Annotated in this window: 21 protein-coding genes and 1 tRNA gene; 8 read left to right on the top strand and 14 right to left on the bottom strand. The window is 68.8% G+C overall.

The window, feature by feature from the left end; genetic code table 11:
- The first annotated feature begins 53 nt into the window (after positions 1–53).
- The gene (locus tag HCR68_RS09750) at positions 54–554 is read left to right on the top strand and encodes a DUF3145 domain-containing protein (protein WP_167149000.1); all 501 of its coding nucleotides are present in this window, start codon (positions 54–56) and stop codon (positions 552–554) included.
- Positions 555–656: 102 nt separating this feature from the next.
- On the opposite strand, the gene def is transcribed toward HCR68_RS09750, so the two are convergent.
- The 5 genes from def to HCR68_RS09725 all read right to left on the bottom strand — a co-directional run bounded on the left by def (position 657) and on the right by HCR68_RS09725 (position 5,584).
- Positions 657–1,148, bottom strand: coding sequence for a peptide deformylase (gene def / locus HCR68_RS09745; RefSeq protein ID WP_167148998.1), 492 nt, complete (start codon positions 1,146–1,148; stop codon positions 657–659).
- Between the two features lie 269 nt (positions 1,149–1,417).
- Positions 1,418–1,489: transfer RNA gene (locus HCR68_RS09740), tRNA-Asn, on the bottom strand.
- A 90-nt stretch (positions 1,490–1,579) separates the two neighbouring features.
- Entirely contained in the window at positions 1,580–2,146 is a 567-nt protein-coding gene (locus HCR68_RS09735) for a hypothetical protein (protein WP_167148996.1), read from the bottom strand.
- 49 nt (positions 2,147–2,195) lie between these two features.
- Positions 2,196–4,211: a DNA primase gene (gene dnaG, locus HCR68_RS09730; RefSeq protein WP_167148994.1), complete on the bottom strand. Its 2,016-nt coding sequence runs from the start codon at positions 4,209–4,211 to the stop codon at positions 2,196–2,198.
- An 83-nt stretch (positions 4,212–4,294) separates the two neighbouring features.
- Positions 4,295–5,584 (bottom strand): deoxyguanosinetriphosphate triphosphohydrolase, encoded by a 1,290-nt coding sequence (locus HCR68_RS09725; RefSeq protein WP_208320573.1) that lies wholly within the window; start codon positions 5,582–5,584, stop codon positions 4,295–4,297.
- Between the two features lie 221 nt (positions 5,585–5,805).
- Between HCR68_RS09725 and HCR68_RS09720 the strand changes: the two genes are divergently transcribed.
- Together HCR68_RS09720 and HCR68_RS09715 are read left to right on the top strand one after the other, a co-directional pair.
- Positions 5,806–7,032 (top strand): glycosidase, encoded by a 1,227-nt coding sequence (locus HCR68_RS09720; protein ID WP_167148991.1) that lies wholly within the window; start codon positions 5,806–5,808, stop codon positions 7,030–7,032.
- Between the two features lie 129 nt (positions 7,033–7,161).
- Positions 7,162–8,175, top strand: a complete 1,014-nt coding sequence (locus HCR68_RS09715) for a LacI family DNA-binding transcriptional regulator (protein ID WP_167148989.1) — start codon at positions 7,162–7,164, stop codon at positions 8,173–8,175.
- A 30-nt stretch (positions 8,176–8,205) separates the two neighbouring features.
- Here HCR68_RS09715 and HCR68_RS09710 read toward each other — a convergent pair whose 3' ends face one another.
- Positions 8,206–9,456, bottom strand: coding sequence for a glycerate kinase (locus HCR68_RS09710; protein WP_167148987.1), 1,251 nt, complete (start codon positions 9,454–9,456; stop codon positions 8,206–8,208).
- Between the two features lie 40 nt (positions 9,457–9,496).
- Complete coding sequence (locus HCR68_RS09705) at positions 9,497–10,885, bottom strand: dipeptidase (protein WP_167148985.1); 1,389 nt, start codon at positions 10,883–10,885, stop codon at positions 9,497–9,499.
- A gap of 41 nt (positions 10,886–10,926) precedes the next feature.
- Here HCR68_RS09705 and HCR68_RS09700 point away from each other — a divergent pair, with 41 nt between their 5' ends.
- Positions 10,927–11,535, top strand: coding sequence for a DUF3043 domain-containing protein (locus tag HCR68_RS09700; protein WP_167148983.1), 609 nt, complete (start codon positions 10,927–10,929; stop codon positions 11,533–11,535).
- An 88-nt stretch (positions 11,536–11,623) separates the two neighbouring features.
- The gene (locus HCR68_RS09695) at positions 11,624–12,640 is read left to right on the top strand and encodes an aldo/keto reductase family protein (RefSeq protein ID WP_167148981.1); all 1,017 of its coding nucleotides are present in this window, start codon (positions 11,624–11,626) and stop codon (positions 12,638–12,640) included.
- A gap of 10 nt (positions 12,641–12,650) precedes the next feature.
- On the opposite strand, the gene HCR68_RS09690 is transcribed toward HCR68_RS09695, so the two are convergent.
- Positions 12,651–13,715, bottom strand: coding sequence for a quinone-dependent dihydroorotate dehydrogenase (locus HCR68_RS09690; protein ID WP_167148979.1), 1,065 nt, complete (start codon positions 13,713–13,715; stop codon positions 12,651–12,653).
- Between the two features lie 171 nt (positions 13,716–13,886).
- Between HCR68_RS09690 and HCR68_RS09685 the strand changes: the two genes are divergently transcribed.
- Positions 13,887–14,795, top strand: a complete 909-nt coding sequence (locus HCR68_RS09685; protein WP_167148977.1) for a neutral zinc metallopeptidase — start codon at positions 13,887–13,889, stop codon at positions 14,793–14,795.
- A 194-nt stretch (positions 14,796–14,989) separates the two neighbouring features.
- A complete protein-coding gene (locus tag HCR68_RS09680) occupies positions 14,990–15,499 on the top strand; it encodes a flavodoxin family protein (protein ID WP_167148975.1) in 510 nt (169 codons plus the stop codon).
- Between the two features lie 19 nt (positions 15,500–15,518).
- Here the strand turns inward: HCR68_RS09680 and HCR68_RS09675 are convergent, their stop codons facing one another.
- The 5 genes from HCR68_RS09675 to HCR68_RS09655 all read right to left on the bottom strand — a co-directional run bounded on the left by HCR68_RS09675 (position 15,519) and on the right by HCR68_RS09655 (position 19,323).
- Complete coding sequence (locus HCR68_RS09675) at positions 15,519–17,045, bottom strand: polyamine aminopropyltransferase (RefSeq protein WP_167148973.1); 1,527 nt, start codon at positions 17,043–17,045, stop codon at positions 15,519–15,521.
- Between the two features lie 10 nt (positions 17,046–17,055).
- The gene (locus HCR68_RS09670; protein ID WP_167148971.1) at positions 17,056–17,301 is read right to left on the bottom strand and encodes a DUF350 domain-containing protein; all 246 of its coding nucleotides are present in this window, start codon (positions 17,299–17,301) and stop codon (positions 17,056–17,058) included.
- Positions 17,302–17,353: 52 nt separating this feature from the next.
- On the bottom strand, positions 17,354–18,109 hold the full coding sequence (locus tag HCR68_RS09665; protein WP_167148969.1) for a hypothetical protein: 756 nt from the start codon (positions 18,107–18,109) through the stop codon (positions 17,354–17,356).
- A complete protein-coding gene (locus tag HCR68_RS09660) occupies positions 18,106–18,444 on the bottom strand; it encodes an S-adenosylmethionine decarboxylase (protein WP_208320572.1) in 339 nt (112 codons plus the stop codon). Before HCR68_RS09660 ends, HCR68_RS09665 begins: the two co-directional genes overlap by 4 nt.
- Positions 18,445–18,573: 129 nt before the next feature.
- Positions 18,574–19,323, bottom strand: a complete 750-nt coding sequence (locus HCR68_RS09655; RefSeq protein ID WP_167148965.1) for a hypothetical protein — start codon at positions 19,321–19,323, stop codon at positions 18,574–18,576.
- Between the two features lie 238 nt (positions 19,324–19,561).
- Here HCR68_RS09655 and HCR68_RS09650 point away from each other — a divergent pair, with 238 nt between their 5' ends.
- Positions 19,562–20,335: a MerR family transcriptional regulator gene (locus HCR68_RS09650; protein WP_167148963.1), complete on the top strand. Its 774-nt coding sequence runs from the start codon at positions 19,562–19,564 to the stop codon at positions 20,333–20,335.
- 205 nt (positions 20,336–20,540) lie between these two features.
- Here the strand turns inward: HCR68_RS09650 and HCR68_RS09645 are convergent, their stop codons facing one another.
- Complete coding sequence (locus HCR68_RS09645) at positions 20,541–20,975, bottom strand: VOC family protein (protein WP_167148961.1); 435 nt, start codon at positions 20,973–20,975, stop codon at positions 20,541–20,543.
- Between the last annotated feature and the right edge of the window lie 69 nt (positions 20,976–21,044).

Here is a 21,044-nt window from a genome sequence, read left to right as displayed (position 1 = left end):
GATCGAGACCGTTGGGGAAGGCGAATCTCGAAACCAACCAGGAGGCGATACTCATGATCGGTGCCTACACCCGCGGTGTACTTTTCGTGCATTCAGCACCTCGGGCGCTCTGCCCCCACATCGAGTGGGCGGCGGCCGAGGTGCTCGGTTCGCGTGTCCACCTGGACTGGACCGAGCAACCTGCGGCTCGGGGCATGATGCGGGCCGAGACCAGCTGGGTGGGGCCTGCCGGAACCGGCGCCAGCCTCGCCTCCGCCCTGCGCGGCTGGGCGAACCTGCGCTACGAGGTAACCGAGGAGGCGAGCGTGGGGACCGACGGCGGCCGTTGGTCGCACACCCCCGACCTGGGGATCTTCCACGCCCAGACGGATGTTCACGGCAACGTCGTCATCCCCGAGGACCGGATCCGTGCCGCGCTCGTCCACGCGGCAGACCCCGAGAGGATGCGCCGTGAGCTCGACCTGGCGCTGGGTCAGGCCTGGGATGACGAGCTCGAGCCCTTCCGCTACGCAGGAGCCGGCGCCCCCGTGCGCTGGCTGCACCGCGTGGGCTAGGGGCACGTAGAGCCAGGCTTCATCATCGCCTTCAGGTAACGACGGGTGGGGGCAGCAGACCCTGAGTCTGCTGCCCCCACCCGTCGTGTGTCCTGAGCGCCGTCACAGCCCCTGGCTGCGCAGCTCCTTCATCGCCTTGGCCCGGTTCGTCCGGTCGAGGCGATCGAGGTAGAGGTGCCCCTCCAGGTGGTCGCACTCGTGCTGGATGCAGCGGGCCATGAGCTCCTCCCCCTCGACGACGACCTTCCTGCCGTCAAGGTCCGTGCCCTCTGCACGGGCGTACCAGGCGCGCTCCGTGGGGAACCACAGGCCGGGGACCGACAGGCAGCCCTCGTCCCCGTCCTGGTACTCGTCCTTGGAGAGCTCGACGATCCTGGGGTTGAGGATATAGCCGATCTCGCCGTCGATGTTCCAGGAGAAGGCGCGCAGACCGACTCCGATCTGGTTGGCCGCCAAGCCCGCCCGGCCGTCCTCGTCGACCGTCTCGAGCAGGTCCTCGACCAGGGCCTTGACCGAGTCGTCGATGTCAGTGATCCAGTCGCACTCTGTGCGCAGGACCGGGTCGCCGATAATGCGGATGTCGCGGTATGCCATGGCGGCATCCTCCCATGACTGAGGCGGAGAGGTCATGTTCGGCCCGTCGGCGCCGTCCTCGGCCACGCCGCCCCGAGACCACGCAACGCCACGTCCGGCTGCCCGATGACTCCCTGCGCGCCGTCGTCACCGCAGCAGCCTGGCAACCGCGGAGAACTTATGCGTCACGATCTTGAAGGTATGAGGGGCCCGTTCAGAAGATCTCCACCAGCATCGCGCCGGAAGACGACGGAGCCCCGGCCGGTGAGGCCGGGGCTCCGAGTGATGAGCTCCTGCGGCTGGACTCGAACCAGCAACCGTCCGATTAACAGTCGGATGCTCTGCCATTGAGCTACGCAGGAATGCGTTTGACGCGCAGTGAACTTTAGCAACATCCCGCAGTAACGTCGAATCCGGCAAATCATCGAAAACGCTGCAATCCCTGGGATATCTTACCGTGTGGGCAGCCCCACACCCTCCCTGACGCGGTTTTCCAGCACGTGCAGCGCCTCCTCGTCCTCCTCATCCGCAATCTGGGAGATCGTCGGACGGGTCACGGAGTACAGGTCCCCGTCTGCAGCGCGACGCACGCTGGCTGTGGCCGTGACACCACTGGGAAGCGTCGCCACCGCGCTGTGGATGATGGCGGCCTCCACCCGCTGGCGCAGGGCCTTGGCGAAAGGAGCGACGTCCGTGGGTGCGTAGGTGCTGCCGTCACGAACTCCTGCTGGGACCTCCAGGACGAGGTCATCACGCTCCAGGTCCGTCCATCTCAGGGTGAAGGCCCTCTCCTCCGCGTCCCAGGACCCCTGCTCCACCTCGTCCCAGGCGTGATGCTCGGGCCTGCTGCGCCCGCTGAAGACGACGAGCGCGTCGGCGGTGGCCGCTGCCCATGCCGAGCCGTCCTCGTCCAGAGGAACCGCTCCCAGGACGGGCTGATGCAGCTGCTCACGCATCTCAAGCGGGAGCACAGTGGTGGAGCGGGCGGATGAGCCTTGACGACGTCGCAGGTTCAGCATGCCCGCCAGGCTACCCGCACCACCTGCCCGGTGGCCCCACCCGCGACCGTCAGGCTCCCTGCCTGATCCGCATGCGGCGCTGCTCGAGCGCGGCGATCTGGGAGAACAGCTCCCGATAGCCCTCATCCTGTGGCGACATCCGGCGGTGCCGCGAGCGCATCTCGACGAGCCGGCGGTTGATGCCCATCACGGCCAGGGAGCTGAGCACGCCCTTGGCGTAGCGGTCGAGCCCGGAGGCGTCCACCTCCGTGCCGCGTCCCCGGATGGTCGGCAGTGGCAGAGGGGCCACGGCCAGCTCGGTGATGGCGGCCTCGACCAGGCCGATGGCCCCGTCACGCACCTGCTGGAGCCAGCGCAACGTGGCCCGTCGCTGCGCCTCCTGCTCCCCCATGCCTGCGGCCACTGCCTGCTGCACCAGCCCCGGCACCTCTCCGGTTCCGCCTGCGGCAGCGACCGCTTCGTAGACGGCCCGGTGGGTGAGCTGGCCGAAGGAGTCTGCTCCCAGCTCGTCGGCGCCGGCCCGGTGCGCGGCCAGCGGGAACTGGATGATGACTGCCAGGGCCTCGCGCTCGAGCTGTTCCACGGGGTCGGTCACCGGTGGCAGGCCGCGCACCGGAGCGGCGGCGTCGGGCCCGGCGGTCTCGTCCGCGGGCCACTGGCCGCCGCGGGGTGCGGGGGGCTGTTGACCTCGTCTCCCGGCGGCCTGGACGGCGCTGTGGACCTCGGCGTCGGGCAGTCCCAGCCATCCGGCGAGCCGACGGGTGTACTCGCGCTTGAGCGCCCGGTCCCGGATGCCTGCGACGACTGGCGCCGCTGAGCGCAGTCCCCGCACCCGTCCCTCGGAGGTGTCCAGGTCCAGGTGGGACAGGGAGGTGCGGATGACGAACTCGAACAGCGGCACGCGCCTGGACAGCAGGCGGGGGATGCCCTGGTCCCCCTCCTTCATACGCAGGTCGCAGGGGTCCAGGCCGCTGGGGTCGACGGCCACGAAGGTCTGGGTGGCGAAGCGCTGGTCCTCGGCGTAGGCGCGCAGGGCGGCCTTCTGGCCGGCGGCGTCGCCGTCGAAGGTGAAGATGACCTCGCCTCCGCGGGCCTCGCGTCCCTGTCCGGTGACGACCCCCGCCGCCGGGTCGTCGATGTCGCCCAGGAGGCGGCGGACGACCCGCACGTGGTCGGCGCCGAAGGCGGTGCCGCACGTGGCCACGGCCGTGGTCACCCCGGACAGGTGGGCGGCCATGACGTCGGTGTAGCCCTCGACGACGACGATCCGGTGGGAGCGGGCGACCTCCCGCTTGGCCAGGTCCAGCCCGTAGAGGACCTGGCTCTTGTGGAACACGGGGGTCTCAGGGGTGTTGAGGTACTTGGGGCCCTGGTCCTCCTCCGTGAGCTTGCGCGCCCCGAAGCCGACGGTGGCTCCGGTGACGTCGCGGATGGGCCAGGTCAGGCGGCCCCGGAAGCGGTCGTAGACGCGGCGCCCGTCCTGTCCGCCCCGGCTGCACAGCCCGGAGTCGACCAGTTCGGCCTCGGTGTAGCCGGCGCTGCGCAGGTAGCGGGCGAGGTTGTCCCAGCCGGCGGGGGCGTAGCCGACGCCGAAGTGCGCGGCGGCGTGGCGGTCGAAGCCCCGGGCGGTGAGGAAGTCGCGCCCCACCTGGGCCTCCGGGGTGGCGAGCTGCTCGCGGAACCAGGCCTCGGCCAGCCGGTTGGCGTCCATGAGTCGCTGGCGGGTGCCCGGCTCCACCCCGCGCCGGACCGCTCCGCCCTCCTCGTAGCGCAGCTGGACCCCGGTGCGGTCGGCGAGGTACTCGACGGCCTCGGCGAAACCGAGGTGGTTGATCTTCTCGATGAAGGTGATGACGTCGCCGCCCTCACCGCAGCCGAAGCAGTGCCAGTAGCCGAGCTGGGGGCGGACGTGGAAGGAGGGGGTGCGCTCGTCATGAAAGGGGCACAGTCCCTTGAGCGAGCCGACTCCGGCGCTCTTGAGGGTCACGTGCTCGCCGACGACGTCCTCGATCCGGGCGCGCTCGCGCACCGCCTCGATGTCCTCGCGCCTGATCAGTCCCGTCACAGGCCCATCGTAGGCGAGGCCACCGACATCCTGCGCAGGCATCCTGCGCAGGCGCCTACCGCTCCCCCGCTGCGCCCGGCCTGCTAGACCTCGGAGAACATGCCGCACAGCCGGGCGTGCCAGGCGCGCGCGGAGGTGTCCGTCAGGGAGGCGATCTGGTCGACGACCACCCGCAGGCGCGCCTCATCGTTCTCGGCCCGGTGCCAGGCGTCTGCCAGGACGGGGTCGATGCCCTTCCCGTCGCCTGTCATGAGGACGTCGGCCAGGTCGAAGATGAGGGTGCGCTGGCGCAGGTAGACCGGTTCGTGCTCGCGGGGCTCCATGACGTAACGCACGGCGATGCCCTTGAGCAGGAGGATCTCCGCGGCCGTCTCCTCGGGGATGACGAGCTCGGCCTCGTAGCGGGTCAGTGGGCCGGCGCCGTAGGTCTGGCGGGTGGCGGCGGCGACCGCTGAGACGAAGCGGCCGATGATCTCGCTGGTGAGGTTCTTCAGGTGCGCGGCGTCGGGCGCCGAGCCGTTGTAGGAGCGGATCCAGCAGGGCTGGCCGGAGAGCCGCTCGAAGGCCGCCCCCAGGGCGTCGGCACTGAGGTCGGTGCCGTACCAGGCCCTGGTGGCCTCGAGGAGCTCATCGACCTCATGCGGGTCGGTCAGGCAGGCCGGGTCCATGCGCCCCAGGGCGATGGCGTCCTCGACGTCGTGGACGGAGTAGCCGACGTCGTCGGACAGGTCCATGATCTGGGCCTCGATGCAGCGTCTGCCCTCCGGCGCCCCCTGACGCATCCAGGTGAAGATCTCGGCGTCGTCGTCATAGGCGGAGTACTTGCGCGAGCTGCGTCCGCTCGGGCCCCCCGGCCCCCGCCCCTTGAGCCAGGGGTACTTGGCAACGGCGTCGAGGCTGGCCCGGGTCAGGTTGACGCCGACCGGTCGACCGGACTCGTCAAGTGTCTTGGGCTCCAGGCGGGTGAGGATTCTAAAGGTCTGGGCATTGCCCTCGAAGCCTCCGATCCGGCGGGCGACGACGTCGAGCGCCTTCTCGCCGTTGTGCCCGTACGGCGGATGGCCCAGGTCGTGGGACAGGCAGGCGGCGTCGACGACGTCGGGATCGCATCCCAGCGCCTGGCCCAGGGCCCGCCCCACCTGCGCCACCTCGAGGGAGTGGGTGAGCCGGGTGCGCACGAAGTCGTCGGCGGACGGCCCCAGCACCTGCGTCTTGGCCCCCAGGCGTCGCAGCGCCGAGGAGTGCAGGACTCGGGCACGGTCGCGTTCGAAAGGCGTGCGCTGAGGATTCTTCGCCTGCTCGTGAACAAAGCGCTCAGCATCTTGCGGTCGGTATCCAGCCAGGGCAAGACTGTCGCTTCCATCGACACGCACAGGCGTGGATCCAGATTTCTGCACCGACATAGACACAAGGTAGCGCAGAAGCGGGTTACGATGGTCGTCACCGTTCCGACACCTCCGACACCGTTCCAAGGGAGCAAGGGCATCCGAAATCGTCAGTATGTGGTCACCAGCACCCTACGAGACACCACCGATAAAGCACTCTTGGCAGTGACGCTCCTGGGCACCAGTCCGGCGGAAGGGAGACACCTACCGTGACCACAACCACTACCCTTGTTCACCGGCCCTACGACGGTCCGGAGGAGTGGTGGCGCCACGCGTTGGTCTACGAGATCCCCTCGCCGGCCCTGGGGGCCGCCGACCTGGACCGCACCGCCCCCATCATCGAGCACGCCCTCTACCTGGGGATGGATGCGGTCCTGCTTCGTCCCAGCCTGCTCGACGTCAGTTCCGAGGTGGACTCGATCCGTCGTTTCATCGACAAGGCGGGCGAGCAGGGTCTGCGCACCATCGTGCGCATCTCCGGTGCGCTCGGTCCGATCACGGGCCCCTACGCCAAACGGACCACCGGCTTCATCACCGGACTCGAGGGGTCGGGTGACGACCTGCTGCGCCGTTCGGAGGCCTACCTCCAGGCCGGTGCGGTCGGGATCGACCTGGGGACGATCGTTCCTCCCCAGGTCACCAGCGAGACCCGGCTGGACCGCCTCAGTGCCTACTTCGCGATGCTGCACGGTCAGCTCGCCGAGTACGTGGATGAGGGCATCATCGGTGCCGACGTGACAGCCGACTACCCGGACTCGCTGCGCCACCATCTCCAGGACGACTGGGTCCACCACCTGCGGGACGACTGCCTGACCCTGACCCGCTGGAACGCGGAGTCCCTCACTGCCCACCTGACTCGTTCCCTGGATGAGCACGATCGCTTCGGCGCACCGCCCACCTGGCGCTTCCTGCCTCCTCACATCCTGTCCGAGCACCTGGACCCGGGGGACGGCCAGCGCTGGTACTCCGTCGATCACGACCTGCGCCTGCTTCGAGGGCTGGCGCTGCAGGCCATGATGCTGGCGCTTCCCGGTTCGCTCTACCTGCGGCAGGGCGATGAGATCGCGCTGTCCGACGCAGACAAGCCCACCGCTCCCCTGGAGTTGGCGGACATGGTGGCCGAGCACACTCAGGGGCAGTCCTCGCAGTTCGGGTCCCCGGCGGCGACCGTGCGGCACGCCGCCCACGTGCGCAATGAGTACAACCTGGCCTGCGCCCCTCTGGCCTTCGTCACCGGACTGGAGTGGTGCCCGCCTGAGGCTCTGGCCTTCCTGGTGCGCGGCGTGCTGGTCGTCGTCAACACCTCCGACTCCCCGGTCATCCTGCCTGCTGAGGCCAAGGTGCTGGTGTCGTCTCAGCCCCTCAGGCAGGACGAGGGCCGGCTGTTCATCCCCCCGACGACGACGACCTGGCTGGAAGCCACGACTGTGGCGTAACGGCGGTTCCTGATTCACGCGAACGGCACGTGATCTGCGATGATGGTGGATGGAGGGCCGGGCGACGAGCCACCGTCGGTTCACGCGAAGAGGCCCTTGTACCTTCACTGATCCTCGTAGGATTCACTCATGCCGCAGAGACTCACCCTCACCGACATCGCCGACCAGGCGGGTGTCTCGACCGCCACCGTCTCGCGTGTGCTCAACGGAAAGTCCAACATGGCCGACTCGACCCGGCGGCAGGTGCTCGCGGCGCTCGACATCCTGGGCTACGAGAGGCCCGAGTCCGTGCACCAGGCCTCCAGGGGCCTCATGGGGCTGATCGTGCCGGAGCTGAGCAATCCGATCTTCCCCCTGTTCGCCCAGCAGATCGAGCAGCTCCTGGCGCCCTCCGGGCACACCCCGCTGCTGTGCACCCAGACACCCGGTGGTATCAGCGAGGACGAGTACATCGAGATGCTGGTGGACCGCGGTGTCGCGGGAATCATCTTCGTCTCCGGTCGCCACGCCGACACCACCGGTGACGTCACCCGCTACCAGCGTCTGCGTGAGCGCGGCGTGCCGCTGGTGACGGTCAACGGCAACGCACCGACCATCAAGGCCCCGGGCTTCGCCACCGATGACCGCCGGGCGACTCGCATGGCGGTGGACCACCTCATCGCCCTGGGGCATCAACGTGTCGGGCTCGCCATGGGGCCCAAGCGCATGGTCCCGGCTCAGCGCAAGCGCTCCGGCTACGAGGACGCCATGAGCGAGGGACTGCCCGGTGAGCCGCTACGGATCGTGGAGACGCTCTACACCTATGAGGGGGGCGTGAGCGCCGCACTGCACCTGCTTGAGCAGGGCTGCACCGGCATCGTGTGCTCCTCGGACGTCATGGCCCTCGGTGTCGTCCACGGGGTGCGTCAGACCGGCAGGTCCGTGCCGCACGACGTCTCCGTCATCGGCTACGACGACTCGCCGCTCATCCCCATGACCGATCCGCCACTGACCACGGTGCGCCAGCCCGTGGACGCCATCTGCCGGGCCGCGGTGTCGACACTGCTCGCGCAGCTCGACGGGGAGAGGCCGACCGACACCGAGATGCTCTTCGCCCCCGACCTCATCGTGCGCGACTCGACCGCCGCGGCTCCCATCGGCTGAGCCGCGACGCAGCGGCGCCCGCTGCTTGATCTAGCGCGACCAGGTTCGGGCCAGCCGGGCACCCATGTCGGTCAGGCGCTCCTCCAACGCATCGGGGCCGCCGGCGTCCCAGGGCTCGATGGCGTGGGGCTCCTGCAGGCTGTAGACGTTGGAGACCCCGGCGCCGGCGAGCTCGCCACGGGTGGTGGCGCATCGCCCGCACACCAGGACGGCCGGCAGTGCCTGTGAGGCGGCGAGCCGGCCGACGACGCCCACGACGCCGTCGGCCAGGACGTCGTAGAGCTCGCCCGAGGCGGTGACCACCAGGTCCTGGCCGAGGACCGCATCAGGCAGTCCGAGGATCTCCGCCATGACGCGGGCTCCGGGCCGGGCCCACGCCCCCAGGGCTCGCAGCACCATGGCGCTGCCCCCGGCCGCCCCGGTGCCCCAGGTGGTGGTGCTCAGGCGGCCGGTCCCCCATGAGTCCGCTGCACCTGAGGGCGAGGGCGTCTGCGAATTGTCGAGCGCGGAGATGACGGGAAGCAGCCTCTGTCCACCAGAGGCTGCACGCGATGCGGCGTCGGCTGCGCTCACGGCCTCGGTGGCAGCGGCACAGGCTCGACGATCCAGATCCAGGGCCTGCTCGGGCTTCAAGGAGGTGAGCCCCACCAGAGCTGCGCCCGCCCCGTTCATGCCTCCCAGGCTGATGTCGTCGGCCAGGACCAGTCCGAGGCTGCGGCCGGCGAACAGGTCCATGGCCGCTGGGGCGCCGCCGAGGGCGTCCAGCGTCCCGGCTCCGCCGTCATGGACGGCGGAGCGCGACAGTCCGACGAGGAGCGTGTCGCAGGGAGCCGTGCGGCTCAGGGCCGTACCGATGACCTGCCCCAGGCCGTAGGTGCTGCCCTGGCGGGCCTCCTGGGCGCTCTCGCCGGGATCGGAGGGAGGGGCCAGGAGACGAGCGGCGTCGAGGAACCACGTCCGGCCCTCGCCGGGGCGCTGCGCCGCGGATCGTGCCGGGCCGGGAGTCAGCCGTACCAGGTCGACCTCACGAACCTGTCCGATCGGTCCCTGTCCCTGGATGGCCTCGCGGGAGGCGATGCGCTCCGGGGCGATGGCCTGTGCCGAGCCCGGGCCGCCGTCGGCCATGGGACTCAGGGTCAGGCAGTCGGCGGGGCGCACCGTGTGCCAGCCGCGCTCCAGGCAGGCGGCGACGCGGCCGGCGGGTAGGCCTCGGCCCGGGCCGGACAGAGGCACTCCGGCCGGCTCGGGCCACAGCCCACCGGGGGCGAGGAGGACCTTCATCCTGCGGGCCTCGGAGAACAGTGCCGACGAGCGGGACCCGTCATGAGGCGATGGCGTCACCGAGACGGGCCAGGAGGAGGGCCTCGGCGACCACGATGTGCTCGAGCTCGCCCAGGTGCATGGACTCGTTCTCGCTGTGGGCGCGGGTGTCGGGGTCCTCGATCCCGGTGACGAGCACCTGGGCGTCGGGGAAGGTCTCCTTGAGGGTGGCGATGAAGGGGATGGAACCGCCCTGGCCGATGTTGACGGCCTCGGTGTCCCAGGCCGTGGACAGCGCCCAGTGGGCGGCCTCGGATGCGGGGGTGGTCTCGGAGCCGTCGAAGGCCGGTCCCGCCTCGCGGCCGCTGACGGTCAGGCGTCCGCCGAAGGGCACGTGCTTCTCCAGGTGGGCGACCAGCGCCTCCTGGGCCTCGGCGGGGTCCTGGCCGGGAGCGATGCGCAGCGAGAGCCGGGCCGTGCACGAGGGGGTCAGGACGTTGCCGGCCAGGTCCAGGGGCGTGACATCCATGCCGATGAGGGTCAGGGACGGCTTGGTCCACAGCCGGGCGGTGAGGTCACCGGTGCCGACGAGCTCGACACCGTCGAGGACCCCTGCGTCGGCGCGGAAGTCGGCCTCAGGGTAGTCCGGGAAGTCGGCGTCGGCCTGAGGTCTGGAGACGAGTCCGGCGACGGCGACGTCACCGGCGTCGTCGTGGCAGGAGGCGATCAGGCGGCACATGGCGGTGGCGGCATCCAGGACGGGGCCGCCGTACTGGCCGGAGTGGAGTGCGTGGTCGAGCATGTCGAGGCGGACGTCGACCTGGACGACACCGCGCAGCAGGGTGGTCAGGGAAGGGGTGCCGACCTTCCAGTTGGAGGAGTCGGCCACGACGATGACGTCGGAGGCCAGCCGGTCGCGGTAGGCGGTCAGGAAGCTCTCGAAGGAGGGGCTGCCGACCTCCTCCTCGCCCTCGATGAAGACCGTCACCGAGCAGGGCAGCTCGCCGTCGGCCAGGGAGGCCAGGGTGCGCAGGGCGTGGGTGTGGGTGATGACGCCGGCCTTGTCGTCGGAGGTGCCGCGTCCGAAGAGCCGCTCGCCGCGGCGCTCGGCGGTGAAGGGGTCGGCCTGGTCCCAGCCGGCCGGGTCGCCGACGGGCTGGACGTCGTGGTGGGAGTAGAGCAGAACGTGCGGGCTGCCCTGGGGTCCCTCCTTGTGGGCCAGGACGGCGGGCCTGCCCGGGGTGCCGTCGGGGGCGGGCACGGAGAGGATCTCCGCATCCAGGCCGCTGTCGCGCAGCAGCGCGGCCACCGCCTCGGCGGAGCGCCGGACCTGGGACTGGTCGTGGCTGGAGGCGGAGACCGAGGGGATCGCCACCAGGTCGGTCAGGTCGGAGATGATGGCGGGCATGGAGGTGTGCACAGCGGTGCGCACGGCATCAACGGTGATCATGGTTTTCAGGGTATCGCGTCGCTGCCGCTAGTCTGTGCACCGTGAGCCTGTTCAAGAAGCGCAGCCAGACCCCTGAGCCGGAGCCCGTGGCCGAGCCCGCCCCCAAGCCCGTCGGCAAGGGGCGCCCCACCCCCAGGCGCAAGGACCAGCAGGCCAAGAACCTGCACCCCGTGGTTCCCAAGGATCGTCAGGCCGCCAAGAGGGAGGCGCGAGCGGCCCGTGACGAGGCCTGGAGACGGCAGAGCGAGGCCATGGTCACCGGTGAGGAGAAGTATCTTCCCTCCCGGGAGAAGGGACCGGTCAAGCGCTACATCCGCGACTACGTCGACGCGCGCTTCAGCCTGGGTGAGTTCTTCATGCCCCTCATCTTCGTCCTACTCATTCTCTCCTTCGGATTCAGCCGCATCCTGCCCCAGTACCCGCAGGTCAGCTTCTACACCGTGCTGGCGATGAACGGCTACCTGCTGCTGGCGATCGCCGACTCCGTGTGGGCCTGGAACCGGTTGCGACGCCGTCTGTACAAGAAGTTCGGCGAGGAGCGGGTCAAGGACGAGGGAACGATCTTCTTCTACATCATGTCGCGCTGCTTCATGCTGCGGCGCTTCCGCCGTCCCGCCGCACTTGCGAGCCGGGGGCAGTACCCCGCCTGATCCCAAGCCGGTCCTGCACGCCTCCAGCCGGTCCCATGACGGCTCCGCAACGGTTCCGCGTCATGGGACCGTGCCGTAGGGTGGTGTCATGGAACACACCGTTGGATACAGGAATCTGGGCGTATCCGGGCTGAAGGTCACCGAGATCACCTACGGCAACTGGCTCACGCACGGCTCGCAGGTGGAGGCCGACACCGCCGTCGAGTGCGTTCACACGGCCCTGGACCTGGGGATCACCAGCTTCGACACCGCCGACGTCTACGCCAACACCGCCGCCGAGGAGGTTCTGGGGCGGGCGCTGTCCGGCACGCGCCGCGAGTCCCTGGAGGTGTTCACCAAGGTCTACTGGCCGATCGGCCCCAAGGGTCCCAATGACGTGGGCCTGTCGCGCAAGCACATCATGGAGGGCATCAACGGCTCCCTGGCGCGGCTGGGCATGGACTACGTGGACCTCTACCAGGCGCACCGCTACGACCATGAGACCCCGTTGGAGGAGACCATGCAGGCCTTCGCCGACGTCGTGCGGGCCGGTAAGGCCCTCTACATCGGGGTCTCAGAGTGGACGGCCGAGCAGATCCGCGCCGGCCAGGAGCTGGCCACGCAGATGGGGTTCCGTCTGGTGTCCAACCAGCCCCAGTACTCGGCCCTGTGGCGGGTCATCGAGGACAAGGTGGTTCCCGCCAGCCAGGAGCTGGGCCTGGGGCAGATCGTGTGGTCCCCCATGGCTCAGGGCATCCTGTCCGGCAAGTACCTGCCCGGCCAGGAGCCGCCCGCAGGCTCACGCGCCACCGATGACAAGGGCGGCCGCCAGATGATCTCGCGGTGGATGCGTGACGACGTGCTCACCGCGGTCCAGGCCCTGCGCCCCATCGCCCAGGACCTCGGGCTGACGATGCCCCAGCTGGCGATCGCCTGGGTGCTGCGCAACCCGGCCGTCTCCTCGGCGATCGTGGGCGCCTCGCGCCCCGAGCAGCTGGCGGACACGGTCAGGGCCTCGGGGGTCCACCTCGATGACGACGTCATGGCCGCGGTCGACATCGCCCTGGGCGACGTCGTCGAGCGCGACCCGTCGCTGACCACCTCCCCGGAGAAGCGCCCCGCCTGACGGGAGGGACTCAGCGCGACAGGCGGGCCGCAGAAGCGGCCGATGCGGTGGCCAGGGCCCGGTTGATCCGCCCCGGCCAGGCGGGGCCGTTGTAGATGAAGGCCGAGTAGGCCTGGAGCAGGTCCGCTCCGGCGTCGAGCATGAGCTCGGCGTCCATGATGGAGGAGATGCCGCCGACGCCGATGATGGTGGGCTCCTCCCCCAGCCTGCCGCGCAGACGGCGCACGACTTCCAGGGCGCGGGGCAGGAGCGGCGCCCCGGACAGGCCGCCCTCCCCCAGGTCGTGGTCAATCGTGGTGTTGGTGGCCACGACCCCGTCCAGGCCCATGTCCAGGACCAGGTCGGCGACGGCGTCGAGGTCCTCGTCCGCCAGGTCCGGGGCGATCTTGACCAGCAGCGGGACATGGCGCCTTGCGGCGTGGTCCGCGGCCTCGCGCACCGCCTCGAGGATCGGGCGCAGGGCCTCAACGCTCTGCAGGCTGCGCAGCCCGGGCGTGTTGGGGCTGGAGACGTTGACGACGAGGTAGTCGACCCAGCGGGCCACCGCCGCGGCCGAGTAGCGGTAGTCGTCAACCGCGTCCTGGAGGGGCGTCACCTTGGTCTTGCCGATATTCGCGCCCACGACGATGGAGCGCCCCCGCCGTGTGCGGCGCAGGGCGCGCAGTCGCCTGGCGGCCTCGTCGGCGCCGGAGTTGTTGAAGCCCATGCGGTTGCGCACGGCCCGCATCTGCGGGTAGCGCCACATGCGGGGCCTGTCGTTGCCGTCCTGGGCGTGAGCGGTGAAGGTACCGACCTCGATGAAGCCGAAGCCGAGCATGTCCAGCCCCTCGACGGCCTGCCCCTCCTTGTCCATCCCGGCCGCCAGCCCCATCACGCCGGGGACCGGCCGGGCGAAGGGACCGCCCTGGTTGGCCGAGGGGACCGGGAAGGCCGGACGCCGTCCCCACATCTGGCGCACCACGTCCCTGACGAAGGGGACCTTGCCGGTCACCTCGATCGCGTCCAGGCACACGTCGTGGATCAGCTCGGGGTCAATGCGGGTCAGGACGGTCTTGTACAGCAGGTCGTAGAGCACGGTCTCAGGCTACCCCGGCAGGGTTCATCACGGTTGACACGGTCCTCGCCGCGGGCGCACGCGATCCGGGACGTGGCGCTCCCGGGCGCTCCTGCTTCGCGCTGCCGGCGGTCTCACGGTAGCGTGGTGACAGTCCCAGCCTGGTATCAGGCGTGTTCTCAGAGGTGGTCCGTGTCCTTCAACCGTGATATCCAGATCGATCCCAACCGGGTCCAGACCCGTTCCGGCGGCGGCCGGGGCGCGATGATCGGCGGTGGCTCGATCCTCACCGTCATCGCCGTCGTCCTCATCTCCCAGCTCACCGGAGTGGACCTGTCCTCCATGCTGGGGGCGCAGCAGCAGGCCGGTACGACGACGTCAACGTCCTCGTCCATCGACACCTCCGTGTGCACCAGTGGGGACAGCGCCAACAAGTACGCCCAGTGCCGCATGGTGGCCACCGCCGAGTCCCTCGACGCGGTGTGGACCGACCAGCTGCCCGCGCAGGCCGGGATCACCTACGCCAAGCCCGAGTTCGTCCTGTGGGACGGTACCCAGATCTCCTCGGCCTGCGGGAACGCCTCCTCGGCCGTGGGCCCCTTCTACTGCTCAGGAGACCAGACGGTCTATCTGGACATGAGCTTCTTCTCCGAGATGGAGAGGTCCCTGGGCGCCACCGACACGCCTCTGGCCGAGGAGTACATCGTGGCCCACGAGTTCGGGCACCACATCCAGCACCTGACCGGGCAGATGGCTGCGGCCGACCGCTCGGGCAGTGGTGCGACGTCGGACTCGGTGCGCCTGGAGCTCCAGGCGGACTGCTACGCGGGGATCTGGGTGAACCACGCCTCCTCCACCGCCGACCCGGAGACCGGTCGGCCCTTCCTCAACCGGCCCAGCAGCGAGGAGATCAGCGGTGCGCTGGGAGCGGCCGAGGCCGTGGGCGACGACCACATCCAGGAGCGGGCCAAGGGGCACGTCGACTCCGACACCTGGACCCACGGCTCCTCCGAGCAGCGCGTGCGCTGGTTCACCACCGGGATGAACACCGGCTCGGTGCAGGCCTGCAACACCTTCGGCGTCGACGCCTCCCAGCTCTGAGACGGCTGCGGCGACGTCGTTCATCGCCTCTCACGCGTCTGCCCTCCCCACCGATCTCCGCGGTCCTACGGGGCCCGTCGCCTTTTCTGAGCGGCGGGCCCCGTTTGCGTGCGACGTGACGTCACACCCGACGCTGTGGACATGACGCGTACTGCACCGGCGTCATCACCGGTACCGGCCCTTAGGAGGAGACCATGACCACGGCACTCATCGTTGTTGAGTCCTACTTCGGCAATACCCGGCTCATCGCCGAGGCCGTCGCCGGCGGGTTGAGCGAGGGCGGCCTCGACGCTCAGGTCATCGGCCTTGACCAGGCTCCGAGCGCTCTGCCCGCAGACCTGGATCTGCTCGTGCTGGGAGCCCCCACCCACAACCGGGGCCTGCCGACTGCGGCCACACGGGCCAAGGCGCGCGAGCAGGCGGGGACGAGCGAGTCATCCCGTGGGATCGGCGAATGGCTGGAGACCACGGCGATCCCGGACCCCACCGTCGTCGCGGCCTTCGACACGGTCGTCTCCAGGGGCTGGCTCAGCGGGTCGGCGGCCAAGGCGATCACCAAGGCGCTGCGGCGCCGCCAGGGCCGGGAAACGCCGTCGGTCAGGAGCTTCGTGGTCACGGCGAACAAGGGTCCGCTGGCCGGTGGCGAGGAGGCCGGTGCCCGCGCCTGGGGGCGCGAGCTGGCGGCCGCGGCGAACAGCCGGTAGCGCCCACCACCAGCATGGTTCAGTAGTAGCGCCACTGGCGCATGTCGCGGTTGTAGACCTCGACGATCCGCGGATGCAGGAGCGTGGAGGGTTCCATGGTCTCGGTGCGGGCCGGTTTGGTTCGCATGATGAACTCCAGGGTCTCCCGGTCCTGGTAGGTCAGCCCCTCGGGCAGCGGCTGACTGATGAGGTTCTGCGGCGTCCTGGTGGACAGCACGAAGCCCCACTCCCCGAAGGAGGGGATGTTGGTGGAGAAGGGCAGGATCCGCCGATCCGGTTGGGCGGCGGCGACGGTGCTGGCCACCGTGGAGAAGGCATGGGGCGAGAAGAAGGTGGAGGTGGCCTGGGTGACCATGACGCCTTCGGGCGCCAGCCGCGCCTCAACGTTCCGGTAGAACTCGGTGGAGTAGAGCTTGGCGAGCTTCTCGTTGGAGGGATCGACCAGGTCGACGAGGACGACGTCGTAGGTGGTGCTGGAGTCCCGGACGTGGGTGAAGGCGTCGTCGTTGACGACGTTCACCCTGGGGTCGGACAGGGAGGCGTTGTTGAGGTCCTTGAGCAGGCGGTTGCTTCGTGCCAGCTCGGTGACGTCGGGATCGATATCCACGATGGTGACGTCCTTGATGCTGGGGTAGCGCAGGATCTCCCGCGCCAGCAGACCGTCCCCGCCTCCGAGCACGAGGACGTGGGCGGGGTCCTTCACCGAGGTCATGGCACTGGCGGACAGGGTCTCGTGGTACCTGGCCTCGTCCAGGCTGGAGAACTGGAGCTGGCCGTTGAGGTACATGCGCAGGTCGTTCTGGTAGTCGGTGAGAACCACCTTCTGGTAGGCGGTCTGCTGGTAGTAGACGACCGGGTCGTTGTAGGCCAGTGCCTCCACGCTGCGCTCGATGCGGTTGGCGGCAGCGAACATGCCGACCAGCGCCACGACGGCGGCAGTGGCCGCCCACAGGATCTTGCGCGGGGTGCGCACCTGGACCAGAACGAGGACGGCGACCAGGACGTTGAGGGCCCCCACCAGGTAGGCGCCGCGCATGAGGCCGAGCTGCGGCAGGAGGATCAGGGGGAAGACCAGGGAGGCGACCAGGGAGCCGAAGTAGTCGATGGCCATGACCTTGCCGAGCAGCTCGCTGGTTGAGCGGCGCCCGAAGGCGGCGAAGGTCCGCACCAGCAGCGGGATCTCCAGGCCGATGAGGATGCCGATGGTCAGGCTGATGCTGCCGAAGACCACCCAGTGCAGGCGGGTGCGCCCGAAGGCCAGGTACAGCAGGAGGACGGAGTTGCCGCCGATGAGACCCAGGAGGACCTCGCTGACGCCGAAGACGACCGCAGGAGCGGAGCGGAAGCGGTTGACCAGCAGCGAGCCGATACCCATGCCGAACAGGGTGATGCCGGTGGCGAGGCTGAAGCTGAGGACGGAGTCGCCCAGGAGGTAGGAGGCCGCCGTGCCCAGGATGAGCTCGTAGATGAGCCCACCGATCGCGGCCAGCAGTGCCGCGGTGAACAGGGCGACGTTCTCCCGTCGTCCGATCCGGCCATGGGTCATGACGGGCCGCTCAGCTCAGGATGGTCGCTGCAATGATGATGGCGATGGCCAGCGCCGTACCGGCGAAGGCGACTCCCAGGCCGATGTTCTGGTCCTCGATGAGCTCACGCCTGAGATCAAGACGGAAGATGCGGTTGACGAGCAGTGCGAACACCATGAGCAGGACGACTCCGAGCACCGCGTAGACGATGGTGCTGAGCAGGGACTGCCAGTTGAGGTCGACCGACGAGTGGTGGGGGATGTCCATGAGTGACATGTCTTCTCCTGTGTGTGGGGACCGATGAGAGGATGGGAATCAGAGTTCTGCACTATTTTCCGACGCCGCCACCTCCACCCCCGTAGACCGAGCGGTTCCGGAAGAACGAGCCGCCTCCCGATGGAATGAGACCGTCATCATCAATCCACTCGAGAAACACCATGACAATGAGTAGCAGAACGAGCCAGAAGAACCAGCTTCCGACAGCCCCGAAGATCGCCGCGGACAACCACCTGCCGAATCCTCGCACAAACCTGGGAACCCACCACGGCCGATACACAGGTCTGCCGAGGATCTTGGACTGCTCCGAGGAGGACAGGACCGTTCTGCTGTAGGCCTTGCGATCCTGGAGGCGATGCGCGTCGATCACCATCCTGGAAAGTGGACCGTTTGTCTCCATGACCTGAAGCTCGGCGCATGTCGTCGTTGCGACAGCCCCCACCGGGTGCATGATCATTCCGGTCTCGTTGTCGATCTCGGCGCAGTACACGTCCTCGACCACGACGGTGCACGGCCGGCCCCGGACTCTCAGCCGCCAGGTCTGGCCGACCTGAAGCGATAACGGATCGATCCCCGGCCTGATGGGAACCGGCTCGTGAAGTATCACCGTGCCGGCATCATGATCGATCTCGAGCCAGATCTCCTTCCTGTTCTCATCGATCAGGCGCCACTGCTCGCATCGGGCGCATCGCCGGCCTCCTCGATGTCGTTTCAGGAGGATCCGACCCACGACGGTGTAGGAGTGGCTCTTCTCCCTCAAGGTGCCCCGGAGGGTCTCACCAATTCGCAGATCACCTCTGATGCTCACAGTGTCACCTCAGAGCTGGTGACTCGCCGGGCTCGCAGGCGCCGCCGTACCATCTCCCCCACGGTCTCGATCTGCGTGGGAGTCAGTGTGCGGCAGCTGGTCAGGGTCACGTAGCCGGTACCGGACTCGGGCCAGGTGTGGGCGGCAATATGCGACTCGGCGAGGATGACGACGGCGCTCAGGCCCTGGGGCTCGAACCGGTGGTGAGCGGTGGAGATGGCTGTCAGCCCGGCCTTCCCGGCGGCGTCGAGAAGCACCGACTCCACAGTGGGGAGGTCGTTGAGGGCATGCGGCTCTGCGCCGCTGATCTTGTAGCTGACGGAACACAGGCTCACCGCACTCACGCCAGCACGGTAGCAACGTGGCCGGTCCCCACCAAACGGGGCGATGTCCCCATCCGAGCTCACCGAGCGGCCGAGAAAGGACCTCTAGGACCCCCGCCTGCCTGCAGCTGAGGCCCGAGCCTACTTGCCGACGCCGCCACCTCCGCCTCCGTAGACGGGGCGGTGACGGTAGGTCCGTGAGGAGCCTGTGTCCGAGGTGCTGGTGGAGTCGGCGCTACCGCCGGAGCGGGCGCTGCTGGAGCACGAGGAGAACAGTCCGACGACGAGCACGACACTCACGATCGCGCCGATGAGGGCGCACCCGATATTCCGGCCCGCCCCGCTACCAACGGGACTCCTGCTGTAGATGACCCGTCCGAAGAGCTGCCTCTGCTGGGCGGTGGACAAGGTGGTCTTCCGGTAGGCCAGCAGGTCACGGAACCGGTGGCTGTCGATGGTCAGCCTGCTGGTCACCCCGGCCGGGTCGGTCACTCGCAGCTCGACGTAGGTCATCGTCTCGCCGATGTTGAGCGGACACACCGGCGAGCCGATGACTTCCTCAAGCGTGCCGGTGGTGACCTCCTCGACGAGGGCATGGTGCACAGTGCCGTTGATGGTCAGCTGCAGCTGCTGGCCGACGGCCAGGGCCCACGGCTCAATCGTCTCCTGGAGATGAACAGGCTCGTAGAACAGGACCTCGCCGGGGTCGTGATCGAGCTCGACCCAGGTGTCGGCGCTGCTGGCGCCGATGAGCTGCCACTCCTCCCAGTAGTAGAAGCAGCGGTCCTGGGCATCCCACTCCTTGAAGAGCAGGCAGCCTCTGACCGACAGGTTGCCGGCACCTCCCTGAAGCATCTCGCCGACCTGAAGGTTGGCCCGTGTGCCGCTCACCAGAACGCTCCCATCGGCGAGAGACAACGCGAGGGCTGCGCGACACTGTCGCAGCTGAAGCCAGATCCGCCCGTCATCACGCGGGCACAGTAGCAACGTGGTCAGGTCCCGGCAAACGGATCGTTCTCCCCATCGCCCCGTCCCGCCAAGGAGTCCCGGGCGGACCGAGCAGCAGCCGACGACGTCCACAGCAGGCAGGAAGAGACTCGATGCGCTGAGACCGTGTGAGACTGGCTCCATGCGCGTTGCAGAGATCGCCGAGCTGACCGGGACCACGGTGCGCACAGTGCGCTACTACCACTCACTCGAGCTGCTTCCGGTCCCCGCCGAGCGCGGAGGGTGGCGCGACTACGACCTGGGGCACGTGGCCCGGCTGTCCCGGATACGCTGGCTGGTGCAGGCCGGTGTGTCCCTGGAGACCATCAAACGTATTCTCGATGAGTCCGAGGCGATCGTCGTCGAGGACCTGGCCGGGGCGTTGAGTGCTGTCGAGGAGCACCTGGTCGAGGTCACCAGGCAGAGAGACATGCTCGCCGGCCTGCTGGAGCGAGCCAGGAACGGCGCGGCGGTCTCGCCGATGCCCCCGCGCATGGCGGCCTTCTTCGACCGGATGGAGCAGGCAGCCCCGGACGAGTCCACCCGCACCGCCGTGCGCAGGGAGCGGGACCTGACCGACCTGGCCTGCTACCGCGGTCAGATGCCGCCGGAGGCCGAGTTCCTCTTCACCGATCCCGATCCCCGCCACGACGCCGAGTCACTGGCCCTCTACTCTCAGGATCCCGCCGAGCTGTCGGATGCGCAGATAGAGCAGCGCGCACGGGCCACGGTGTCGCACCTGGAGGCGCAGCTGTCCCCTACGCGTCTTAAGGACCTGGCGAGCAGTGTCGACACCGAGGCGGTACGGTCGCTCTTCCATCTCATCGCCCGCCTCGAGTACCTCGATCCTCGCCTGGCCCAGGCCCTGGAACGGGAGTTCCTCGCCACGATCGATCGGTGGCGCACGGGTGACTAGGAGGCCTACTCCACGAGATTCGGGGTCTACTGGCCAGGGACTGACCGCACTGCACGGGACCCCGCCCCTCGTGGAGTACACCCACCTCCCGGCCAGTAGCACCCAGACCTCGTGCAGTACCGGCGGCGCATCATGAGCACCGCCCCGCCCGCCTCTCAGCACAGTCATCCAGCGTATGGGCGCGGCTCAAGCGGGCTGGGTGTCATCAGGCTGGATCGCTGCCGTCCTCGCGCTGCATATACCTGCTCCAGTAGCCCGCCTCCGGCTCGATCTGCTCGACGACGTCAACCCACAGCCCGCTGGGGTCGGCGAACCCGAACCGACGCTGTCCGAAGGGCTCGTCGGTAAGCGGGTACGTCACCGGCAGTCCCCTTCTGGTCAGCTCGGCGTGGGTGCTCGCCGCGTCGTCGACCTCCAGCTCGAAGCACATGCCGCGTCCTGTGAAGGTATCCGGTCCAGGCGGAGCGGAAGGGTGGTCCGGTGCCATGAAGGCAATTGACGCGCCGCTGCCCGTGTCCGTCATGAGGGTGAACCAGATGCTGTCGAAAACGGTGCGAAAACCGAGGTAGCGCTCCCAGAAGTCTCGTGACTCCTGCTTCTGGGCGGTGACGATGATCGGGTAACGGTCTCGCAGGCGCATAGCCGGCCTCCTGGGTCTCGGAGAACAATTCACATACCATGGGTATGTCAGAGTGTTTCACATACTCTC

The sequence above is a fragment of the Actinomyces sp. ZJ308 genome (assembly GCF_011752065.1).
Taxonomy (GTDB): Bacteria; Actinomycetota; Actinomycetes; order Actinomycetales; family Actinomycetaceae; genus Actinomyces.
This window is presented reverse-complemented; position numbering and strand designations above follow the sequence as displayed.